Origin of the sequence: Microbacterium sp. CR_7, assembly GCF_041954755.1 — a bacterium.
In the GTDB taxonomy this organism is placed as follows: domain Bacteria; phylum Actinomycetota; class Actinomycetes; order Actinomycetales; family Microbacteriaceae; genus Microbacterium.
Genome location: NZ_JAVAYF010000003.1, coordinates 306,567 through 327,453, shown reverse-complemented (window position 1 = coordinate 327,453; position 20,887 = coordinate 306,567). Strand labels below are relative to the sequence as shown.

General features: G+C 67.9%; 19 protein-coding genes. 8 read left to right on the top strand and 11 right to left on the bottom strand.

Annotated elements, in window-relative coordinates; genetic code table 11:
• Positions 1–67: 67 nt before the first annotated feature.
• The 3 genes from RAC81_RS07715 to RAC81_RS07705 are packed head-to-tail and all read right to left on the bottom strand — an operon-like array spanning position 68 to position 2,042.
• Complete coding sequence (locus RAC81_RS07715) at positions 68–754, bottom strand: hypothetical protein (protein ID WP_375081814.1); 687 nt, start codon at positions 752–754, stop codon at positions 68–70.
• On the bottom strand, positions 754–1,665 hold the full coding sequence (locus RAC81_RS07710; protein WP_375081813.1) for an ABC transporter ATP-binding protein: 912 nt from the start codon (positions 1,663–1,665) through the stop codon (positions 754–756). Before RAC81_RS07710 ends, RAC81_RS07715 begins: the two co-directional genes overlap by 1 nt.
• Positions 1,662–2,042, bottom strand: a complete 381-nt coding sequence (locus RAC81_RS07705) for a GntR family transcriptional regulator (protein ID WP_251584766.1) — start codon at positions 2,040–2,042, stop codon at positions 1,662–1,664. The genes RAC81_RS07710 and RAC81_RS07705 overlap by 4 nt, the downstream gene beginning before the upstream one ends.
• Before the next feature lie 495 nt (positions 2,043–2,537).
• Here RAC81_RS07705 and RAC81_RS07700 point away from each other — a divergent pair, with 495 nt between their 5' ends.
• Genes RAC81_RS07700 through RAC81_RS07690 form a run of 3 tightly spaced genes read left to right on the top strand, consistent with a single transcriptional unit; the run spans position 2,538 to position 7,314 of the window.
• The gene (locus RAC81_RS07700; RefSeq protein WP_375081812.1) at positions 2,538–3,800 is read left to right on the top strand and encodes a hypothetical protein; all 1,263 of its coding nucleotides are present in this window, start codon (positions 2,538–2,540) and stop codon (positions 3,798–3,800) included.
• Positions 3,797–6,241 (top strand): ThiF family adenylyltransferase, encoded by a 2,445-nt coding sequence (locus RAC81_RS07695; protein WP_375081811.1) that lies wholly within the window; start codon positions 3,797–3,799, stop codon positions 6,239–6,241. The genes RAC81_RS07700 and RAC81_RS07695 overlap by 4 nt, the downstream gene beginning before the upstream one ends.
• Positions 6,238–7,314 (top strand): patatin-like phospholipase family protein, encoded by a 1,077-nt coding sequence (locus RAC81_RS07690; protein ID WP_375081810.1) that lies wholly within the window; start codon positions 6,238–6,240, stop codon positions 7,312–7,314. The genes RAC81_RS07695 and RAC81_RS07690 overlap by 4 nt, the downstream gene beginning before the upstream one ends.
• A 297-nt stretch (positions 7,315–7,611) precedes the next feature.
• Here the strand turns inward: RAC81_RS07690 and RAC81_RS07685 are convergent, their stop codons facing one another.
• The 3 genes from RAC81_RS07685 to RAC81_RS07675 are packed head-to-tail and all read right to left on the bottom strand — an operon-like array spanning position 7,612 to position 10,666.
• Positions 7,612–8,322: a FadR/GntR family transcriptional regulator gene (locus tag RAC81_RS07685; protein WP_375081809.1), complete on the bottom strand. Its 711-nt coding sequence runs from the start codon at positions 8,320–8,322 to the stop codon at positions 7,612–7,614.
• Between the two features lie 46 nt (positions 8,323–8,368).
• The gene (locus tag RAC81_RS07680) at positions 8,369–9,838 is read right to left on the bottom strand and encodes an APC family permease (protein ID WP_375081808.1); all 1,470 of its coding nucleotides are present in this window, start codon (positions 9,836–9,838) and stop codon (positions 8,369–8,371) included.
• 48 nt (positions 9,839–9,886) lie between these two features.
• On the bottom strand, positions 9,887–10,666 hold the full coding sequence (locus RAC81_RS07675) for a carbon-nitrogen hydrolase family protein (RefSeq protein WP_375081807.1): 780 nt from the start codon (positions 10,664–10,666) through the stop codon (positions 9,887–9,889).
• Positions 10,667–10,870: 204 nt separating this feature from the next.
• Here RAC81_RS07675 and RAC81_RS07670 point away from each other — a divergent pair, with 204 nt between their 5' ends.
• Entirely contained in the window at positions 10,871–12,019 is a 1,149-nt protein-coding gene (locus tag RAC81_RS07670; RefSeq protein WP_375081806.1) for a class I SAM-dependent methyltransferase, read from the top strand.
• 145 nt (positions 12,020–12,164) lie between these two features.
• Here the strand turns inward: RAC81_RS07670 and RAC81_RS07665 are convergent, their stop codons facing one another.
• The gene (locus tag RAC81_RS07665; RefSeq protein ID WP_375081805.1) at positions 12,165–12,920 is read right to left on the bottom strand and encodes an NYN domain-containing protein; all 756 of its coding nucleotides are present in this window, start codon (positions 12,918–12,920) and stop codon (positions 12,165–12,167) included.
• Positions 12,921–13,351: 431 nt separating this feature from the next.
• Between RAC81_RS07665 and RAC81_RS07660 the strand changes: the two genes are divergently transcribed.
• From RAC81_RS07660 to RAC81_RS07650, 3 genes are read left to right on the top strand one after another with little or no spacing between them, the layout of a single operon-like run.
• Positions 13,352–14,668: a glycine betaine/L-proline ABC transporter ATP-binding protein gene (locus RAC81_RS07660; protein ID WP_375081804.1), complete on the top strand. Its 1,317-nt coding sequence runs from the start codon at positions 13,352–13,354 to the stop codon at positions 14,666–14,668.
• Positions 14,668–15,624, top strand: coding sequence for an ABC transporter permease (locus RAC81_RS07655; RefSeq protein ID WP_375081803.1), 957 nt, complete (start codon positions 14,668–14,670; stop codon positions 15,622–15,624). Before RAC81_RS07660 ends, RAC81_RS07655 begins: the two co-directional genes overlap by 1 nt.
• The gene (locus RAC81_RS07650; protein WP_375081802.1) at positions 15,617–16,540 is read left to right on the top strand and encodes a glycine betaine ABC transporter substrate-binding protein; all 924 of its coding nucleotides are present in this window, start codon (positions 15,617–15,619) and stop codon (positions 16,538–16,540) included. Before RAC81_RS07655 ends, RAC81_RS07650 begins: the two co-directional genes overlap by 8 nt.
• Positions 16,541–16,567: 27 nt before the next feature.
• Here RAC81_RS07650 and RAC81_RS07645 read toward each other — a convergent pair whose 3' ends face one another.
• Complete coding sequence (locus RAC81_RS07645; RefSeq protein ID WP_375081801.1) at positions 16,568–17,011, bottom strand: hypothetical protein; 444 nt, start codon at positions 17,009–17,011, stop codon at positions 16,568–16,570.
• Between the two features lie 247 nt (positions 17,012–17,258).
• Between RAC81_RS07645 and RAC81_RS07640 the strand changes: the two genes are divergently transcribed.
• Positions 17,259–18,725 (top strand): lipase maturation factor family protein, encoded by a 1,467-nt coding sequence (locus tag RAC81_RS07640; protein ID WP_375081800.1) that lies wholly within the window; start codon positions 17,259–17,261, stop codon positions 18,723–18,725.
• A 246-nt stretch (positions 18,726–18,971) separates the two neighbouring features.
• Here RAC81_RS07640 and RAC81_RS07635 read toward each other — a convergent pair whose 3' ends face one another.
• The 3 genes from RAC81_RS07635 to RAC81_RS07625 are packed head-to-tail and all read right to left on the bottom strand — an operon-like array spanning position 18,972 to position 20,886.
• A complete protein-coding gene (locus RAC81_RS07635; RefSeq protein ID WP_375081799.1) occupies positions 18,972–19,739 on the bottom strand; it encodes an ABC transporter permease in 768 nt (255 codons plus the stop codon).
• Entirely contained in the window at positions 19,736–20,518 is a 783-nt protein-coding gene (locus RAC81_RS07630; protein WP_375081798.1) for an ABC transporter ATP-binding protein, read from the bottom strand. The genes RAC81_RS07635 and RAC81_RS07630 overlap by 4 nt, the downstream gene beginning before the upstream one ends.
• Positions 20,515–20,886, bottom strand: coding sequence for a DUF1048 domain-containing protein (locus RAC81_RS07625; RefSeq protein WP_375081797.1), 372 nt, complete (start codon positions 20,884–20,886; stop codon positions 20,515–20,517). Before RAC81_RS07625 ends, RAC81_RS07630 begins: the two co-directional genes overlap by 4 nt.
• Between the last annotated feature and the right edge of the window lies 1 nt (position 20,887).

Here is a 20,887-nt window from a genome sequence, read left to right as displayed (position 1 = left end):
GCTGTGAAGCAGTCCGCCGATCGGCGTGTCGGCCCCCGAAGTGGAGCGGGGCCCGAGCCCGAGCGACCTATGGGGTCACGCGTCGGAATGCGAGGAACGACACGGTCGCGAGCACGGCTACGATCACGAGTCCCCACAGCGCCAGTCCCAGCGCGCCGAGGTCGCCGATCGCGCGCCACACCTGCAGCCACAGCTCCAGGCGGGTCACGAGGAAGACGAGGCCGAGCAGGACGAGCGCGAGCCCGACGCCGACGATCGTCAGCACCAGCGGACCCCAGCTCTTGTAGATCGTGGCGCCCGTGAACCCGAAGAGGAACAGCAGCAGGGCCAGTGTGAAGAACACGACGAACGCGCCCAGCGGCCCTGCCTCCCACAGCCACGGCAGATGGAAGACGTAACCGTTCACGCCATAGCCGTTCGTCGCGAGCTCGATCGCTCCGCCGAGGAGGAAGACCAGTCCCAGCAGCGCGCTGCCCAGCACGGCGGTGGCCAGCGTGCCGAGGAAGAAGTCCCGCCTCGTCACGCTCATCGCCTGCGAGAACGGGAACGTGTACGTCATCGCGCCCATGCCGATCGCGAAGAAGTACCAGAGCGGGGCCTGCCCGCCACCGCCGTACTTCGGGCCGTCGACCGGGATCATGGCGTAGATGAGCACCGAGATAACGACGGCGGAGCCGAGCACGATCAGCGGAACCCAGATGAAGGTCTGGCGGTTGATCAGCTGCAGGCGGATGACGTTGAGTGTGCGTCGCATCAGCGGACTCCTTCCTTGACGGCGGCGTCTTTGGTCGCGGATTCCGCCTTCTGCGTGAGTCGGACGACCAGCTGCTGCAGCGAGACCGGCGCGAGATCGAGACCGGATGCCGAGATCTCGGCGCGCTCGGCCGCCGAGACGTGTCCGAGGACGGTGACCGAAGCCACATGGCCCAACGACTCGCGATGCAGCACCTCGCGGCCGGACGCCCAGGCGTCGACCTTCTCCGCATCGCCGACGACTGTCACGGCGCGGTCGCGCACGGCATCCGTGTCCTCCTCGAGGAGGATCCGACCGTTGTCGATCACGATGACCTTCTCGATGAGGTTCGAGACCTCGTCGATGAGATGCGACGACAGGATGATCGTGCGCGGGTGCTCGGCGTAATCCTCGAGCAGGCGATCGTAGAAGATCTGCCGTGCCACGGCGTCGAGACCCAGGTAGGGCTCGTCGAAGAACGTCAGCTCGGCGCGGGAGGCGAGTCCGATGATGACTCCGACGGCCGAGAGCTGTCCGCGCGACAGCTTCTTGATCGTCTGCTTCATCGGCAGCTGGAACTGCTCGATCAACTCCTCGGCCAGTTCCTGGTCCCAGTTGCGGAAGAACAGGCTCGCGGCTTTGAAGGCATGACGCGGGTACGCGTCATCCGGGTATTTCTGGCTCTCGCGGACGAAGCAGACCCGGTCGAGCACGCGGGCGTTCTCGTACGGCTGCTCTCCGAAGACCCTGACGTCTCCGGAAGTGGCGAAGTTCTGCGCGGTGAGGATCGACATGAGAGTCGTCTTGCCCGCGCCGTTGCGCCCGAGCAGTCCGTAGATCGAGCCTGCCTCGAGCGTCAACGACACGTTGTCGAGCGCACGCTTGTCCTTATAGCGCTTGGTGAGGTTCTGCACCTCGATGACGGCGGTCATGCGGGGTTCTTCCCTTCTGTGGAGGCCGCCCGCTCGGTGAGCAGGGCGGCGAGGTCGGTGGCGCTCAGGCCCAGGGTGCGGGCCTCGGCGAGGAGCGGATCGAGGTAGCGGTCGGCGAACGCGGCGCGGCGCTCGCCCAGCACGATCTCCCGAGCGCCTTCGGCGACGAACATGCCGATGCCGCGGCGCTTGTACAGCACTCCCTTGTCGGTGAGCATGGCGACTCCCTTCGCTGCCGTGGCGGGGTTGATCCGGTAGAAGCCGGCGAGCTCGTTGGTCGAAGGCGCCTTGGTCTCCTCCGCGAGCGAACCGTCGATGATCGAGTCCTCGATCTGCTCGGCGATCTGGAGGAAGAGCGGCTTGCCTTCTTCGATCACGAGTCCTCCGCGGTGGTTGGTGGGTTAGTTACTCGACTAGGTAACCACTGAACCGGAACTGTGTCAACCATGTTCTCGCCCGGGTGTAGGTTCTCGGCGATCATTGTGCGTTCACACTGAAGTGACGGCATGTGGCGGTTCCGTCACGTCCACGAGAAGGAGGCGCCTTTCGGGTGGCGCGGCTCCCCGAATATCCCGCGAACCGATGCACGACCGTGTGGTCCAATGCGAGCCGAACCCGCTCGACTGGGCGTCCAAGACGCTCCCGGGGCCACGAAGGTAGCGGTCTGCGCCGACCACCTCGAACTTCCCGAATGGCGTTCCCCGCAGTCCGATAACGATCTTCGTGCGACATTGGGCCAGTTGGTACCGGTGTCGGTGGGTGCGGGTAGCGTGTCGAGCACCCGAGCAAGCTCCAGGCGCTGACCGGAGCAGATAGAGAGGCGTGCGATGTATTCGGAGGGACTTCCCGCGCGTGGCGTGATCTTCTGGCCGGTGGGTACCGGCGACAGCACCACGGTCGTCGTTGACGACACGGTCGTGGTTCAGGTCGACCTGCACGACCTGGCCAAGGCGGACGATAATGCCAATCCGGAGGTCGCCGTGGTGGATCGGCTCGTTGACGCTCTGCCGCTTGTCGACGGCGAGCCGTACCTGGCGACGTTCGTCTTGACGCACGCGGACAAGGATCACTGTCTGGGTTTCGCGGACCTGCTGAATCGGGTGCGTATCGGCGAGCTCTGGTCCACTCCGCGGCTGTGGCGCGAGTACAACGATCCCGATGCTCCCGAGCTGTGCCCGGACGCCGTGGCATTCCGTGAGGAGTCAGAGCGCCGCATCAACGCGACACGGCTGGCGGTGAGCGCGGGCGGCGCTCCCGGCAGCGGCGATCGGATCCGCGTCGTCGGATACGACAACGAGCACAGCTCGCACGCATACAACGACCTCCCGGACGAGTACCTGGCATATCCGGGTATGTCGTTGTCCATGCTCGACGGTCACGATCGTTCCGGGACCTTTGAGGCGTTCATCCACGCGCCCTTCAAGGAGGACGCGGCCGCCGCGCGCAATGAGACGTCGCTGTCGATGCAGGTCACGCTCACCGATGAGTCCGGGGTTGACGGGAAGGTCCTCCTGTTCGGAGACCTCGCCCACGACACCATCATGAAGATCTTCAACTACAGCGAGTACTACGACCGCGAGCAGTACCTCCAGTGGGATCTGCTCCTGGCACCGCATCACTGTTCGAAGCGCGTGATGTACAAGAAGGACGCCGACGGCGCGGAGATCCTGCAACAGGACGTCCTGGACGCATTCGAACGAAATGCGCGGCTGGGAGCCGCGATCGTCGCGAGCAGTGCCATCTTCCCCACGGTCGACGTGGACGGTCACAACCCGCCTCACCGGATGGCGGCGGATCGGTACGCCGAGATCGCGGACGAGCTGATCTGCACGATGTCCTGGATGGACGAGCTCGCGCCCAGCCCGGTCGTGTTCGGCGTCGACGCGTTCGGGGCCCGCGTGATCCGGGGCGAGCTGCTCGCGAAGTCCGCGCAGGAAGCCGCCCTCGAACTGTCCTCGTCGGCGGTGGGGCGTCGTTTCGCCGCTGTAACGGCGGCGGCGGTGAGCCTTGCGCACGCGCTTCCTGCTGCTGCAGCGGGGGCGGAGACCTCCGGGGCCGATCAGGTCCAGGACGCTATCGCAGCTGATCGCGGCGGCCAGAGTGCGCCGGAGAATCCCATCGGATTCGGTCGGTGAGCGACCTCGCCGCACAGCAGCTCGCGGACCTCGCGGACGTCAGCGGCGGTGCGATCCAAGTTCTCGGCTCCGTCGCGGACGATAAGTCGACGGTCTTCAGCATCTCTCTGAATACCGCGGGGGTGGTGACCTCGGGCTCAGGGATCTCGGTGCGCAGCCGAGAGCGATTCGAGATCCTCGTCGACCCGTCGTACCCCCATTCCTATCCCTCCGTGATGGTTCGACACCGACGGTGGGCCGACACTCCGCACGTCCAATGGGGGTCCCTGCTGTGCTTGTACGCCGCACCATCGGTGGAATGGAACCCCGCAGACGGTATGAGAGGCCTGGTGTCGCGGCTGATGTTGTGGCTGCAGCGCGCCGCCGCCGGCGAACTGGATCCCGCAGGTCAGCCGCTGCACCCCCCGGTCGCGTACGGCTCGTACGCCAACGGATGGATCGTGCTGCGTCCCGATCTCGGAGATCTGGTCCCATGGCGCAACCCCGACGGCGACCGCGTCAAGATCCTCTATGCATGGTGCGTGCAGAAGGGGTCGCGGGTCGACGTCCTCGAATGGCTCACACCCCTCCAGGTCTACGAGCGGGTGATCGAAGCGGGCGACGAAGCCAGCCGCGATGCTGCAGGCCGCCCGCTGTTCGCGGCGCCCACCATCGTCATCAGCGATGTCCTCGACATGGAGTACCCGGCGTCGGCTGCGGCGCTTGCCGAAGCCCTCGACGGATACGGCGTTCCCCGAGAAGCGCTTCTGACTGCTCTCGTTCGCGCATCGACCATCAACAAGGCGCTCGGGCACGCCGTGAGCGGCACCGAAGCAGTGCCGGCCATGATGCTGCTGGCCACCCCAGCGCGCCGGTTGGATCCCGGCGAACCTCTCGCCCACATCACGAGCTGGCACCTGGACGACCTCGGCTCCAAGATCACCGATTTGCTGCAGAGCATCCGCCCGGAGAACGAGAAACTCGCGGCGGATGTGCGCGAACTCGCGGAATCCTGGCTGGGTTTCGCGAAGGTCCAGTGGATGATCGTCCACGAGGCGAGGGCGGAGGTCACGCGCCGTCGCGACACCGGCTCGGTGTCGGCCTGGTTGGCAGGCAAGCGAGTCCTCCTTCTCGGGGCCGGGGCGCTCGGCGCTCCAATCGCTGAGCAGTGCGTCCGCGCGGGCGTCGCAGCACTCCATGTGATCGACAAGGGCACGGTGGGACCTGGCATCCTCGTCCGGCAGCCCTATGACGACGACGACATCGGATACAACAAGGCGGAACGTCTCGCCGCACGCCTGTCCCGGGTTCGCGACGATCTGACCGTCACCGCTTCGCGCGTGAATATCGTCACCGGGATTCTCCAGGAACCGGAGCAGATCCTGACCTACGACCTCGTCATCGATGCGACCGCGGATGTGGGCGTGCGCACCGCATTGGAAGCGGCTCGAGCCCCGGACCGTGCGCAATGGCCCGCGACCATCGGTGCCGTCTTCGGGCACACCGCGGAGCGGGGACTGGTTACCGTCTCGCTGCCCGGCGCTACCGGGGCGACGCACGACATCCTGCGCCGTACCGCGATTGACATCACTTCCAACCCTCCCGCCGGCTGGGCCGACATCGCCGAAGACTTCTTTCCCGCTGCTCCCCGGACCGACATGTTCTTCCCCGAGCCGGGCTGCTCCTCACCGACCTTCACCGGTTCCTCGACGCAGACGGTGGCTCTGGCGGCAGGACTCCTGTGGGCGGCGCTCCGGGTGCTCACCGATTCCGCAGCTACCCCCATGACCGCAGTCGCCGTCTATCTCGCGCCACCCGCGTCGGGTCACCCTCCACGACCGCTTTCTTGGTCGAACGACGTGGCCGTCGCTGACGATTCGGGACAATACGAAGTGCTGCTCAGCACGCGCGCACTGGCCGAGATCCGCACTGAAGCGCGTCGCGGCGCACGCATTCGCGGCGCGAGCGTCGAAACCGGGGGGATGCTCCTTGGCGCCATCGACGACGCGACGCGCACCGTCCACGTCGACGCCGCCGCCGGGCCCCCGCCGGACAGTCACCTGTCCCCGATCTACCTCGACCACGGTGTCGACGGCACCCAGGAACTCGTCGACGCCAGCCTGCGCAACACGGGCGCTCGAGTCGGATTCGTCGGTATGTGGCACACGCACCCCTACGGGCCGGCGCGGCCGAGCGACATCGATGACAGGGGCATGTCGCAGATCGTGACCCCGCGAGGCGCTGGGCGCCGCGCGCTCATGGTCATTCTCGGCGGACCATCTCCTGAGTGGGACGGATGGCTTCAGAACGGGACACCACCACGCGTCTACGCGCGGGTCGTGCGCCGCGACGACACCGCCCGAAGGCCGTCGACGGACTCGCCGTATTACCTCACCATCGGGGAGACGCACTGGTTCCCGGGCGGGTTCACCTACCCGTCGACAGCGAGGGCCGAACGTTGACGTCCCCGCGGATCGGGCTGGCCCTGTCCGGGGGCGGTTTCCGCGCTACAGCATTCGGTCTCGGGTGCCTGCGTGCTCTTCACGACCGTGACCTGTTGCGGTGGGTCTCCGTGGTGTCGGGGATCAGCGGTGGAAGTCTGCTGACGGCCATGTGGGCATACGGTCCCGCCGATTTCGCCGAGTTCGACGATTCCGTGACCCGTTTGCTCCGCAGCGGACTGCAGTCCGAGTTGGTCCGGCGTGCGTTTGCGCCCGGCGCCGCGCTGAAAAGTACCGGGAGCGCGTTGCGCGCCGTCGTGCCGGGGAAGCACCGCGGCTACTCCCGCACGGATGCCCTGGTCTCCGCGCTCTCGTCGCGGGAGTTCGGCAGTCGCAGCTTGCAGGACGTCACCCACCCCGACATGTCCGTCGTGCTGTCCGCGACGGACATGGTCACCGGCAACGCTGTGCGCTTCGGCAGCCAAGTGAGCTCCTGCTCCGCTCACGGCAAGATCATCGATCCCGTGACAGTCGCCGAGGCTGTGGCGGCGTCGGCAGCGTTCCCACTCCTGCTGCCTGCGATGGCCAGGACGTACGAATTCGAGGACCACAACGGCGCTCGAGCTGCACGGAAAGTCGTGATGACCGACGGCGGGGTCTACGACAACCTCGGCCTGAGCCCGCTGCTGCCGAACCGGTCCATTGCCCATACGAACCACGCGTACGACCTGGACTTTCTCATCGCCGCCGATGCCGGCCGGGGACGCTCCCACCGCCGCGCCGCGCGCTTTTTCGTCAGCAGGCTTTCGCAGAGTTTCGACATCACCTACGCGAAGACACAGGACGCCAGTCGCAGCCGCATCCACGACGCCGCCTCCTCAGGTCAGATCAAGGGGTTTGTTCACGCCTACCTCGGCATGCGCGATCAGAACCTGCCCACGCCTTTGCCCGACTTGGTCCCACGCGCGCGCGTTGACCGCTACCCGACCAACTTTGCCGCGATGAGAGCTGAGGACCTGACTGCGGTGGCGGTACGGGGCGAGCAGCTGACAAGGGCCCTCCTCGGGTACTACCACCCGGAGTTGGACGGCTGACCGCCTCCCAGGCAGTACGCCCCGCTTGAGACGGTCGCGCGACCCGGATGGATCCGGAGATACCCTCGGGAAGGCGCATGTGATCTGCCCCTCAGAGCAACCCGGCCGGGGGCGTCAACTCTGGTCCCGGGGGCCCTCTGTAAGAATCCGCCCTCTTGTGTGGAATCTCCGGCCCGCGACCAATCGCAACTGTCGCGGAATCCACTCATCCTCCGCCATTCTGGGTGGGAACCTACACGGGGGCGACCGACGTGGGCCACCGGGTCGTCGAGCGAGCGGAGCGAGACGGAACGCGGCTCAGGCGCCCGGACTCCCGACGTACATCGACCCGTGCAGCTCGGCGACGTGGTCGAAGGCGAGGCGGCTCGCGGTCGCGGCATCCTTCGCACGCAGCGCGTCGACGAGCCGCGCGTGCTCCTCGTTGGACTCGCGCAGGTAGTCGATGCGATAGGGGATGAAGTACGCGTAGAGCTCATGCGAGACGCGCTGGTGCAGGTCGACGGCTCCGGCCGCGCCCGCCATCCCGACCAGCACCTCGTGGAACGCGGCGTCGGCGGTGCGGAAGCCGGTCCAGTCGGGCACTGAGCGCATCTCCTCGACGAGGGCGTCGAGCTGCGCCAGTGCCCCCTCGTCGGCGGAGGCGCTGGCGATCGCGGCGAGCCCGGCCTCGAGCGCGGCGCGCTGGTCGATCAGAGCGTGCACGTGCGCGGCATCCGCCCGGTACGCGTCGATCTCGACGACCGTGCCCACCGCCGGTGCGTCGGCGATGAACGTGCCGCCGGCGTGGCCCTTGCGCCGGACGACGACGCCCTCGTCGCTCAGCGCGCGGTATGCGCGTCGCACCGTCATCTCGCTGACCTCGAACGCGCGAGCCGTGTCCTCGGTGCTGGGCAGACGCTGCCCCGGTGCCAGCATCCCGAGCTCTACGGCCAGCGAGATCCGCGCACGCACCGTGTCGACGGCGGTCGTGCGGCGGATCGCGCCGAGTGCCGGGGAGGCCAGGTCCATCGTGTGCGTCTCTCGGTCGGCACCGGTCGGCCGGGGCGACCCCGACTCAGCTCGTCGCGCGTTCCTCCGTGCGATCCGGTGCGGCGGGGTGCTCGACGAGTTCGGCGTCGAGGTGGAACCGCCTGCCCGCCACGATACCGATCGCCATCGCGGCGACGGGGATCAGCGCGAGCACGATGCTCACCGCTACGCTGCCGCCGGTCACGAGTGTGAAGTTCGACAGGACGAGCCACAGTGCGGAGGCGAGGCCGATCACCGCGAGGATGGGGAAGACCCGCGCCTTCACCGAGCGACCGGATGCGAGACCCGGGCGTCGGGCGAAGAACACGAGCACCGCGATCGAGGTCGTCAGCATCAGCAGCACCATGCCCACGGTCGCGACGCCGGCCATCGAGCCGAAGACGCCGACGAGGGGGTCGAGGCCGAGCAGCGCGAGCGCGGCCAGCACGATGGCGGCGGTGATGGTCTGCACGATCGAGGAGAACGCCGGGGAGTGGTGGGTCGCGTGACGGCGTCCGAGTCGCGCGGGGAGCACGGCCTTGTTCGCGAGCGTGAACTGGTAGCGGGCGATCACGTTGTGGAACGAGAGCACGCAGGCGAAGAGGCTGGTGATGAGCAGCACCTGCACGACGTCGCGGAAGATCGGCCCGAGATACCGGGTCGTCGTGTCGAGCAGCAGGTTGCCCTCGCCCGCGAGGGTCTGCTGCGCCACGGCGACCGCGTTGCTCGCGCCCACACCGGTGACGAGCGCCCAGCACGAGATGGCGTAGAAGACGCCGATGATGATCACCGCGAGGTACGTCGCCCGCGGGATGGTGCGCTCGGGCGCGCGGGCCTCGTCGCGGAACACCGCCGTCGCCTCGAACCCGATGAACCCGGTGAGGGCGAACAGCACGGCCACGCCGATGCCGCCGGTGAACACGTTCGCCGGGTCGAAGGTCTCGAGCGCGATGCCCTCGGCGCCGCCGGTGGCGAAGATCACGACGTCGAGCACGACGACGACGAGGATCTCGAGCGCGAGCGCGATGCCGAGAACCTTGGCGCTCAGTTCGATGTGCCGGTAACCGAGCACGGCCACGATCGCCATGGTCGCGAACGAGTAGAGCCACCAGGGCAGGCTCGGTCCGCCGAAGAACGTCACGAGATCGTCGACCGCCCACCCCATGTACCCGTACACGCCGACCTGGATCGCGGTGTACGCGACGAGCGCGGTGAACGCCGAGCCGAGTCCGAACCGCGATCCGAGCCCGGCTGTCACGTACGAGAAGAACGCGCCGGCCTCCTTCACGAACGGCGTCATCGTGACGAATCCGACGGAGAAGACGAGCAGGATCACGGCCGCGAGGGCGAAGCCGATCGGAGCGCCGGCGCCGTTGCCCGAGCCGATGGCGATCGGCACATTGCCGCCGATCACGGTGAGGGGAGCGGCGGCGGCGATCACCATGAAGACGATCGCGCCGGTGCCGAGCTGGCCGTCGAGGCGCTGGCGCGGCTCGGCGAGAGGGGAGACGGTCATGTGGTCTCTTTCGACGAGCATCCGGAGAGGGATGCGGAGAGGAGGGGGTCAGTACAGATCGGTGCGGCGGTCGGCGAGGTACGGGTTCTCCCGTCGCGCGCGTCGCGTGGCCTCGGGATCGATCGTGGCGATCAGGAGGCCGGTGTCGGTGGGTCCGAGGGAGTCGAGCACGACCCCGTCGGGGGAGACGATGCTGCTGCGGCCGACATACGTCAGGTCGCCTTCGGTGCCGGTGCGGTTGACGTAGACGACGTGCACCTGGTTCTCCCACGCCCGCACGGGGATGAGCCGTTCGGCGATGTGCGCGTAGGGCTCCATCTGCGCGGTCGGGACGATGACGGCATCCGCTCCGCTGAGGGCCGCGGCGCGCACGGTCTCGGGGAACTCGACGTCGTAGCAGATAAGCACCGAGACCTTCACGCCGTCGATGTCGATCGTGGGCGGGAGGGTGTCGCCCGCCACGAAGAGACTGCGATCGAGGTCGCCGAAGAGGTGCGTCTTGCGGTAGCGAAGCAGCTCGGCCCCGCTCCGGTCGATCGCGACGAGCGAGTTCGTGATGCCGCCATCGGGGAGCGTCTCAGGGAGGCCGGCGATGATCGCGATGCCCGCCTCTCGGGCGATGGCGGCGACGCGGTCGACGAGCTCGGGCACGGCGAGCGGTGCCAGCGCATCGCCGATGTTGTACCCGGTGACGAACATCTCGGGGGTGACGAGCATGCCGGCGCCGTGAGATGCCGCCGTCCGTGCGGCCTCCGCGATGACCGCGAGGTTCGCCTCGACGTCGCCGGCGACGCCGTCGTGCTGCAGTCCGGCGATGGTCAGGGTCATGCGGAGGCTCCTCGGGATACGTCGTCGTGATCCATCTAATAGATCAGAATGATCTATTAGATGACCATTGTGTGACGATCGTGTTTCCTCCGCAAGGGGTGCGGGGTCGGAGTTCCGCGGATGGTGCCGCGTTTCGAGCGAAGCGAGACGAAACGCGGTTACGACCGCAGACCCTCCGTAAGGCGGCGCTCGTAGGGTGGACGGGTGGAGTTCCCCTACGGCCGCCTGCGTCGTCGCCCCGACGTCGAGGCCGAGAACCTGCAGGCGTACGACGCGACCGACCTGCTGCTCGTCGACCGGGCGCTGGCTCTCGACGTGCCGGGCGAAGAGATCACCGTGATCGGCGACGAGTACGGTGCCATCACCCTGGCGCTCACGGCGGGCGGCCACGCCGGCGTTCGCGTGCACCAGGACCTCGCGACCGGCCGCCGCGCGCTCGACCTCAACGCCGCCGAGCTCGGGCTCACAGGCTTCGCGTCGCACGAGCTGGACGCCGAACTGCTCACGGGCGCGCGACTCGTGCTGCTGCAGCTGCCGAAGTCGCTCGCCGAGCTCGAGGAGGTCGCGGATGCCGTCGCGCGCTGGGCCGCGCCGAACGTCGTGCTCGTCGCAGGCGGCCGGGTCAAGCACATGACTCTCGCGCAGAACGAAGTGCTCGCCCGCAGCTTCGCCGTCGTTCAGGCGCAGCGGGCGGAGCGCAAGTCGCGGCTCATCATCGCCTCGGAACCTCGGGATGCCGCGGGCGAACCGCCCTTCCCCGTGAGGCAGCAGCACGATGGGCTCACGCTGGTCGCGCACGGCGGCGCCTTCGCCGGCGCGAAGCTCGACATCGGCACGCGGGTGCTGCTCGACGCGCTCGGCCTCGGTCGGGGTGGCGCGGACCCGGGGGCTGAAGCCGGCGATGCGCCGGGTGCAAGCCCGCCGACCGTCGTCGACCTCGGCTGCGGCACCGGTGCCCTCGCCGTCTCCTACGCGCTCGCGCACCCCGACGTCCGCGTGATCGCGACCGACCGCTCGGCCGCAGCGGTCGCCTCGGCCCGGGCAACGGCCGCGGCGAACGGCATCGCCGGCCGGATCGACGTCATGCACGACGACGCGGCGTCGGAGGTCTCCGACCGGAGCGCCGACGTCGTCCTGCTCAATCCGCCGTTCCACCTCGGTACGAGCGTGCACACGGGTGCCGCGATCCGGCTGTTCGAGGCCGCCGCGCGAATCCTGCGCCCGGGTGGCGAGCTCTTCACGGTGTACAACTCGTCGCTGGGGTATCGCGCCGAACTGACTCGCCTTGTGGGGCCGACGGAGCAGGTGCATCGCACCCCGAAGTTCACGGTGACGCGCAGCATCCGTCGCTGACGGCGCGCCCGGCGCCGCTGTCGATTCGTCGGCAAAAGAAAACTCGGCCCCAGAGGGACCGAGTGGTATGAGCTGAGTCTAGCAGGGAACCGCCGTCGTCCGCCGGACGCGGGACGTGCGATCAGCGTCCCGAGCATGAGTCGGATCACCAGCCAGGCGGGCGGGTAACCTTTCCGACGGTCGGTGGCAGCTGAGATCCGGTGATCTCCGCCACGGTCAATCGATGCCACCAGTGACCACCTACCCCATCGGTGTTCGAACCAGCCAGGGCGCCGGCGAGGTAACTGACGGTCGGGTTTACTGTTCCCACCGGAACGCGTGCCCGCGCCTGCTTGATCGGAAACTCGAGATCGCTGTCGTTGCTGATCACGATCGCCGCGTCGACGCGTCGCTCCAAGACATCCAGGAGCAGGTGCGACGCCACGTTGACATCCGACCCCTTCTCCTCGCGACGCGCGACCGAGGCCATGAATGTGGCATCAGGGGCGTCCGCGCCACGAGCGTCGCGGACCATCACCGGCCAGCTCGGGCGTGTGAGAACCGGGCGTTGCCTCTTGTCCGCCGTTGCCAGCGGAGCAGTTGCCACTCGGGAAACGTAAGTGCCCATCGCCATGACGTCTACGGCGCCGTGCGCCTTCAAGGCGCGAAGGTAGGTGTCCTGATCCTGCTGCCCCGATTCGTTGCCCGCGCCCTTGATGCGCGCAGTGCAGTAGGTCACCCGTTCGATGCGCGCTCGCGTCCACGATGCGCCAGGGCCGGACACGATGGTCTGCGACAGGGCGCGGAGATCGAGCCACCGCCAGCCCGCAACGCCGCGCCCGCACATCCGACGCGCGCCGTAGTACAGGTTGAACCCATCGATGTAGACGCCCACTCGCATCAGCACACGGTAGCCGCTCATCCCGACCCGTGGGACAGCCCGTCGCACAATGCTGGAACATTGGTAGTTCCGAGCTCTCGGATGCCGAGAAGGGTGAGCCGAACAGTCGGGAGGCGGCTGGGCGGGCCCGACGACACGCGCGACGGACGCCGCGCAATCCCCCGGTCAGACGCGGAAAGTCAGGCAGACTAGCAAACCCGGATTTGGCGCTGACCGGCCATTTCGTTACGTTGGTCTGTGGGCCTGATGGCCCGAAGACCAGTCCGCGACCGCGTCCTTCTTTCGAATGTGCTGTGCTGCGAAGAGGCGTGGGCGTACGGTCGATGCTCTATCGCGGGGGATCCGAAATCCGCCGTCCGTGCCGCCACAGCACCATGTCGAAACGGCCGGGAGCGTCACCCGGGCGTAACCGAAGCAGGCTCAGCCACCCGAAGGCGAGCCGCGGGGGAAACGTGTCCGAAATCGCTCTAGAAGCGCGCAATCTGTACAAGGTGTTCGGCAAGAACACGAACCAGGCGGTGCGACGCCTGAAAGCCGGTGAGACCCGCACCGACGTCGCCGAGAACGGGACAGCAGCCGTCATCGACGCCAGCTTCACCGTGAAGCGCGGCGAGATCTTCGTCATCATGGGGCTCTCCGGCTCCGGCAAGTCCACCATCATCCGGATGCTGAACGGTCTCCACGAGGCCACCGACGGCTCCGTGCTCGTCGGCGGAGACGCCATCACCGGCATCCCCGGTTCGCGCCTGCGCGAGATCCGCCGTGACCGCATCTCGATGGTGTTCCAGCACTTCGCCCTGCTGCCGCACCGCACGGTCGCCGCGAACGTCGCCTACCCGCTCGAGCTCAAGGGCGTCGGAAAGTCCGAGCGCCTCGCGAAGGCCGAGGAGATCCTGTCCCTCGTCGGCCTCGAGGGTCAGGCCGACAAGCTCCCGTCCGAGCTGTCCGGCGGAATGCAGCAGCGCGTCGGCATCGCCCGCGCGCTCGCCGCAGACACCGACATCCTGCTGATGGACGAGGCGTTCAGTGCCCTCGACCCGCTGATCCGGCGCGAGATGCAGGAGCAGCTGCTCGAGCTGCAGGAGAAGTTCCAGAAGACCATCGTGTTCATCACGCACGACCTCAACGAGGCCATGTTCCTCGGCGACCGCATCGCCGTGATGCGCGACGGCCGCATCGTGCAGATCGGCACACCAGAGGACATCCTCACCGACCCGGCCAACGACTACGTCGAGCAGTTCGTGCAGGACGTCGACCGGGCCCGCGTGCTCACGGCCGGCAACGTCATGGAGCGCCCACGCCCCGTCGTCGCCGAGACGGCCGGTCCGCGCACGGCGCTCCGCCAGATGCGGGACGCCTTCATGTCGGCGACGTACGTCACGGGCCGCGACCGCACGCTGCTCGGCATCGTCACCGACCGGGATGCCGTGAAGCTGGTGCGCAAGGGTGTGACGACTCTCGAGTCGATCCTCAAGCCCGTGCCGCAGAGCGTGAGCGTCGACGAGGTGCTCATGAACCTCTTCATTCCTTCGGTCGAGTCGCCGCTGCCGCTCGCGGTGGTCGACGCCGACGGACGCCTCGTCGGCGTCATCCCCCGCATCACCCTGCTCGCAGCGCTCGGCCCCGGTCCCGGCGCCACAGGCGAGCTCACCCTGCCGCTGCTGCCCATGCCGCAGGCCGAGATCGACGCCGTACTCGACGACGGGTGGACCGCTGAACCGGCTCCGTCGACCGGCTCGGGAACCCCGATGGCAGAGGAGGTGCGCTGATGGATGGCTTCCGCATCCCCCTCGGCTCCTGGGTCGCATCCGGCGTCGACTGGATCAAGACCAACCTCGACGGCCTGCTCGACGTGGTGTCGTTCGTCGTCACCTCGCTCGTGCAGGGCCTGACCTTCCTGCTGCTCCTGCCGTACTTCTACGTCGTGATCGTGGTCGCCGCGCTCATCGCGTGGCTCGTGCGGTCGTGGCAGCTCGCGATCGGGACCGTGATCTCGTTCACACTCATCGTCGCGATGGGCCTCTGGGTCCCCGCGATGCAGACGCTCGCCCTCGTGCTGGTCGCCGCACTCGTCGCCGTGATCATCGCGATCCCGCTCGGCATCTGGTCTGCGCGCAACGCGACCGTGCGGGCGGTGCTCAAGCCGGTGCTCGACTTCATGCAGACGATGCCCGCGTTCGTCTACCTGATCCCGGCCATCGTGTTCTTCAGCATCGGTGTCGTGCCCGGTCTGGTCGCGACGGTGATCTTCGCGCTCCCGCCGGGTGTGCGCCTCACCGAACTCGGCATCCGCGGAGTCGACTCCGAGACCGTCGAGGCGGGACAGGCGTTCGGCGCGAAGCCGGGACAGATCCTGCGCGGCATCCAGCTTCCGCTCGCCATGCCGACCATCCTCGCCGGTGTGAACCAGGTCATCATGCTCGCCCTGTCGATGGCCGTCATCGCAGGCATGGCCGGAGCCGACGGGCTCGGAAAGATGGTCGTCGAGGCCATCTCCACCGTGAACATCGCCAAGGGCGTCGAGGCAGGTCTGGGAGTCGTGCTCATCGCCGTCTTCCTCGACCGCGTCACGGCTGCTCTCGGCACGCTCGGACGCAACCGCGGTTCGCTGCTGGCACTGATCCGCGATCGCCGCGCGCAGCAGCGCGCTGCCGCGATCGAGGCAGCGCCGGCATCCGCCCCGGCATCCGCGTCCGTCGAAGAGAAGGAGCTCCAGAATGCGTAATCGCAGGCTCATCACCGTCGCGGCGCTCGGCGCCGCGGCATCCCTCGCCCTCGCCGGGTGCGCGAGCGACGGCGCCGGCGGAACGATCGAACTGGCCGGCGGCGGGTCGGATGCTGCGGGCGGCGGCGACAAGGGCACGATCACCCTCGGGTTCCTGCCCTCGTGGACCGACGGTCTCAGCACCGCGTACCTGCTGCAGGATCAGCTCCAGAAGCTCGGCTACACCGTCGAGATGAACGCGCTCACCGAGGCGGGACCGCTGTACACGGGGCTCGCGCAGGGCGACGTCGACGTCTTCCCGTCGGCGTGGCCCGAGATCACGCACGCCGAGTACATGGCGACGTACGGCGACTCGATCGAAGACCTCGGCACGTACTACGACAACGCGAAGCTGACGATCGCGGTCCCCGAGTACACAGACATCGACTCGATCGACGAGCTCGCTGCAGCGAGCGACCGGTTCGACGGCAAGATCTACGGGATCGAGCCGGGTGCCGGACTCACCGGCCAGACGCAGAAGATGATGCCCGAGTACGGCCTCGACGGCTACGAGCTCGTCACCTCGTCGACCGCTGCGATGCTCACCGAGTTGAAGTCGGCGACCGAGAACGAGAAGGACATCGTGGTGACCCTGTGGCGTCCGTTCTGGGCCAACGACGCGTACCCCGTGAAGGACCTCGAAGACCCGAAGGGCGCCATGGGCGAGGCCGAGGGTCTGCACTTCCTCGGCACGAAGGGCTTCGCCGCCGAGTACCCCGAGGCCGCCGAGCTCATCGAGAAGATCACGCTCGATGACGCGCAGTACGGCTCACTGGAGGACCTCGTCGTCAACGAGTACGGCGAGGGTCGCGAGGCCGAAGCCGTCGACGCATGGCTCGAGGAGCACGGCTCGGAGTTCGACTGGGTCGTCGACTGATCTGAGACGTTCCGTCGTCGGGATCCCTCAGGAGGTCGGGCTCTGGGCGGCTTCGTCGGGGTGGTTGGGCGTCCAGCCCAGCCACCCGTCCGACGTCTTCGCGACCGTCCAGTCACCGCACGCGAAGACCGTGTCGAGGTCGTAGACGTCGACCGTGTCGTCCAGCGTGTAGGCCGGCGCGGACTGCCGCGGCACCTCCGCGCACACCGCTGGGTCGAGCTCTTCCCCGCTCTCGGCGGCGAGGACGGCATCGTCGGCCTGCGTCGACCGAGTCACCCTGATCTGCGTGCCGTCGGCGGGGAGCCAGGGTGCGTCGAGGTCGCCGTCGGCGGCGAAAGCGGCGGCATCCGTGTACTCCGCGGACTTCTGCTTGTGGACGAGCCCGTCGACGACGGCGCAGCCGGATGCTGTGAGTGCCACGGACGCGAGCAGGCCGACGGCCGCGACCGAGGTCAGCAGGTTTCTTCTCATGCTTCCACTCTCCCGGCGGGCGGGGGCGCCGTCGTCAGCCGGGAGAGTGAGACTGCGTACATCGCAGGAGGGGTCTTCGCTGCGGCCGGGGCTATCCCGCACCCCCTCCTCCGGAGCGCTGCCGAAGGAGATCACGCGTTGCGAAGGAGTCGCCGGGCGTATCCGTCCTTCATTGCGAGCGATCTCCTGCACAGCGTGCGGGCGCAACCCCCTTCGATGTCGGAAGATCACGCCGTAGCCTGACCGCATGGACGGGTTCGCCGCGGTCGACTTCGGGTTCGCTCGCGAGGTGCTGCAGCGCGGCATCGCGGCGCTGTACCTCGTCGCCTTCATCTCGACGCTGAACCAGTTCCGCCCCCTGCTCGGCGAGCGCGGTCTGCTCCCGGCCCCGGCCCTGATCGACTGGGTCGGCGACAAGCCGTCGCGCCGAAGGATGCTGCATCCCACGCTCTTCCTCCGCATCCGCTACTCCGATCGGCGTCTCATCGTCCTGTGCTGGTACGGCATCGCGATCGCGGCCGTGCTCGTGCTCGGCATCCCTCAGCTCGCGCCGCCCTGGGTGCCGATGATCGCTTTCCTCGCCCTGTGGCTCGGATACATGTCGATCGTGAGCATCGGGCAGACGTTCTACTCCTTCGGGTGGGAGATGCTGCTGCTCGAGGCCGGGTTCCTCGCGGCGTTCCTCGGGTCGCACGATCAGCCGCCGCCGACGATCGTGATCGTGCTGTTCTGGTGGCTGCTGTTCCGGGTCGAGTTCGGAGCCGGCATGATCAAGATCCGCGGTGGTCGCGAATGGCGAGACCTCACCGCGCTCGTGTACCACCATGAGACGCAGCCGATGCCCGGACCGCTGAGTCGTCAGGCACATTTGCTGCCGAGGTGGTTCCACCGGGCGGAGGTCGTCGGCAACCACATCGCGCAGCTCGTCGTGCCGTTCTTCGTGTTCGCTCCGCTGCTGTCGATCTGGGTGCCGGGGCCCGTCCCGCAGATCATCGGCACGACGGCCGCGCTGATCATGATCGGGACCCAGCTGTGGCTCGTCGCCACCGGCAACTTCGCGTGGCTGAACTGGGTGACGATCGTGATCGCGTTCTCGGCGGTGGCGCTCCCGGGGATCGGTTCTGCGGGGTCGGAGGAGACGGGCGCGGCCTGGCCCGGCATCCCGCTGTACTGGTTCGTGATCACGTCGGCCGTCGGCGTGCTCGTGGTTGCGCTGAGCTGGCCGGCGCTGCGCAATCTCTTCGCCCGGCGACAGCTCATGAACGCGAGCTTCAACCGGTGGCAGATCGCGAACGCGTACGGCGCGTTCGGCACGGTCACGAAGGAGCGCATCGAGCTGGTCGTCGAGGGCTCGGCCGACGACGACGCGCTGCTGTGGCGCGAGTATGAGTTCAAGGGCAAGCCGGGCGACGTGCGGCGCGTACCCGGTCAGTTCGCGCCGTACCACCTGCGGCTCGACTGGCTGATGTGGTTCCTGCCGCTCGGACGCTCGCTCGACGACTGGTTCACGGTGTTCCTGCTGCGACTCCTCGAGGCGGATGCGCCGACGCTCGCCCTGCTGCGCTCCGATCCGTTCGAGGGGAAGCGGCCGCGGTGGGTGCGGGCGGTGTCGTACCGGTACCGCTTCGCGACCCGCGCCGAGCGGCGCGCGCACGGCGTGCGGTGGATGCGGACTCGTCAGGCCGTGGTGCTCGGTCCGGTCGGGCTGCGGTGAGGCCGCGGCATCCGCTCTGCTGTGCGTCCGACTCGGTGCCGCCCGTAACGAAGGAGATCTCGCGCTGCGAAGGAGCTTTCACGCGGGTCTCTCCTTCGTTGCGTGCGATCTCCTGCGCACCGTGCGATCTCCTGCGCACCGCGCGGCGGCTCGACACCGCACAGCCGTCGACCGCATCCGAGCGCAGCGAAACGCCCCGGCCGGAGTGTGAACTCCGGACGGAGCGTCCCGTCCCGCTCGGAGAGGTCAACTGATCTTCTTCCGGTACGTCACGATCGCGAGTACGTACGCCACGACCAGGATGCCGATGCACCAGGCGAGCGCGACCCAGATGTCGTTCCCGACGGGCTGCTCGGCGAACAGGGCCTGGATCGTGTTCACGATCGACGTCACCGGCTGGTTCTCGGCGAACCAGCGCACCGGCCCCGGCATCGTGTCGGTCGGCACGAACGCCGAGCTGATGAACGGCAGGAAGATCAGCGGGTACGAGAACGCGCTCGCTCCGTCGACCGTCTTGGCGGTGAGTCCGGCGATGATCGCCAGCCACGTGAGCGCGAGGGTGAACAACAGCAGGATGCCGATGGCCCCGAGCCAGGCGAGCACGCCGGCACCGGTGCGGAATCCCATCGCGAACCCGACCCCGAAGATGATCGCCAGGGTGATGGCGTTCGCGGTGAGCGACGTCAGCACGTGCGCCCAGAGGACGCTCGACTGCGCGATCGGCATGGAGTGGAAGCGCTCGAAGATGCCGCTCTGCATGTCGGTGAACAGCCGGAACGCCGTGTAGGCGATGCCGGATGCGATCGCGATCAGCAGGATGCCGGGCAGCAGGTAGTTCACGTAGTTCTCCGAGCCGGTGCTGGTGCGCAGCGCCCCTCCGAACACGTACACGAACAGGAGCATCAGCGCGATCGGGGTGACCGCCGTGGTGATGATGGTGTCGGGACTGCGGAAGATGTGCCGCATCGAGCGGCCGGTGAGAGTCGCCGTGTCCGCGGCGAAATGAGTGGTCATGCTGCGTTCTCCTTGTCTGTGTCGTGAGCCGACGGGCCGATGAGCGTGAGGAAGATCTCCTCGAGGGTGGGCTGCTTCTCGACGTACTCGACCTTCGCGGGAGGCAGCAGGGCCTTGAGCTCGGCGAGCGTGCCGTTCGCGATGATGCGGCCCTCGTGCAGGATGCCGATGCGATCGGCGAGGTGCTCGGCCTCGTCGAGGTACTGCGTGGTGAGGAGCACGGTCGTGCCGGAGTCGGCGAGCCGCTTCACGACCTCCCACACCTCGATGCGCGCCTCCGGGTCGAGACCGGTGGTGGGCTCGTCGAGATAGATGACCTCGGGGTCGCCGACGAGGCTCATGGCGATGTCGAGTCGCCGTCGCATGCCGCCGGAGTACGTGCCGACCTTGCGGCTCCCGGCATCCGTCAGACGGAACGTGGCCAGCAGGTCGTCGGCGACCTTCCCGGGGTTCGGCAGGTGCCGCAGCTTCGCGACGAGGACGAGGTTCCCACGTCCGGTGAGGATCTCGTCGACCGCGGCGAACTGCCCGGTGAGGCTGATGGACTCGCGCACCCGCAGGGGCTCGGCGGAGACGTCGAATCCGCGCACGGCGGCTGTGCCGGCATCCGCTCTGAGCAGTGTCGAGAGGATGCGGACCATGGTCGTCTTGCCGGCGCCGTTCGAGCCGAGGAGGGCGAAGATCGATCCCTTCTCGACCTCGAAGGAGACGCCGCGCAGCACGTGCAGGTCGCGGTAGGACTTCTCGATGCCGTGGACGGCGATGGCGGGCGTGGTCATGATCGACTCTCCTTCTTCTTGGCCTCGTCGACGGCCTCGACGAGGCGCGCGCGCTCCTTGTCGACCCACTGCGAGCCGCCGTACGCCTCGGCGTAGCTCTCGGCGTACTCGACGGGGTCGTCTCCGACGATGTCGGCGATGGGGGTTCCGTCGACGGCTGCGCGCTCCCAGAGGTCGGCGAGGTCGAGGAAGATCCGCACGAGGGTGTCGCCGTCGGTGATCCCGCCGTAGTAAATCGTGTAGCGGTGCTGGGCGTTGGCGACGGTGCGGTAGGGCTCGGGCAGGGCGTCGATGCGCTTTTTCGCATCGCGGTACTGCTTCTTCTGCTCGAGCGATCCGGTGATGAATTCGAGCCACTTGGCGGCCATG

Excerpts from the sequence above, each read along its gene's own strand:
- RAC81_RS07715 (WP_375081814.1), bottom strand. The coding sequence starts at position 754 with ATGCGACGCACACTCAACGTCATCCGCCTGCAGCTGATCAACCGCCAG.
- RAC81_RS07710 (WP_375081813.1), bottom strand. The coding sequence starts at position 1,665 with ATGACCGCCGTCATCGAGGTGCAGAACCTCACCAAGCGCTATAAGGAC.
- RAC81_RS07685 (WP_375081809.1), bottom strand. The coding sequence starts at position 8,322 with ATGGACCTGGCCTCCCCGGCACTCGGCGCGATCCGCCGCACGACCGCC.
- RAC81_RS07680 (WP_375081808.1), bottom strand. The coding sequence starts at position 9,838 with ATGACCGTCTCCCCTCTCGCCGAGCCGCGCCAGCGCCTCGACGGCCAG.
- RAC81_RS07675 (WP_375081807.1), bottom strand. The coding sequence starts at position 10,666 with ATGACCCTGACCATCGCCGGACTGCAGCACGACGGCGTCGCCGGCGAC.
- RAC81_RS07665 (WP_375081805.1), bottom strand. The coding sequence starts at position 12,920 with ATGAGCGGCTACCGTGTGCTGATGCGAGTGGGCGTCTACATCGATGGG.
- RAC81_RS07655 (WP_375081803.1), top strand. The coding sequence starts at position 14,668 with ATGGATGGCTTCCGCATCCCCCTCGGCTCCTGGGTCGCATCCGGCGTC.
- RAC81_RS07650 (WP_375081802.1), top strand. The coding sequence starts at position 15,617 with ATGCGTAATCGCAGGCTCATCACCGTCGCGGCGCTCGGCGCCGCGGCA.
- RAC81_RS07645 (WP_375081801.1), bottom strand. The coding sequence starts at position 17,011 with ATGAGAAGAAACCTGCTGACCTCGGTCGCGGCCGTCGGCCTGCTCGCG.
- RAC81_RS07640 (WP_375081800.1), top strand. The coding sequence starts at position 17,259 with ATGGACGGGTTCGCCGCGGTCGACTTCGGGTTCGCTCGCGAGGTGCTG.
- RAC81_RS07635 (WP_375081799.1), bottom strand. The coding sequence starts at position 19,739 with ATGACCACTCATTTCGCCGCGGACACGGCGACTCTCACCGGCCGCTCG.
- RAC81_RS07630 (WP_375081798.1), bottom strand. The coding sequence starts at position 20,518 with ATGACCACGCCCGCCATCGCCGTCCACGGCATCGAGAAGTCCTACCGC.
- RAC81_RS07625 (WP_375081797.1), bottom strand. The coding sequence starts at position 20,886 with ATGGCCGCCAAGTGGCTCGAATTCATCACCGGATCGCTCGAGCAGAAG.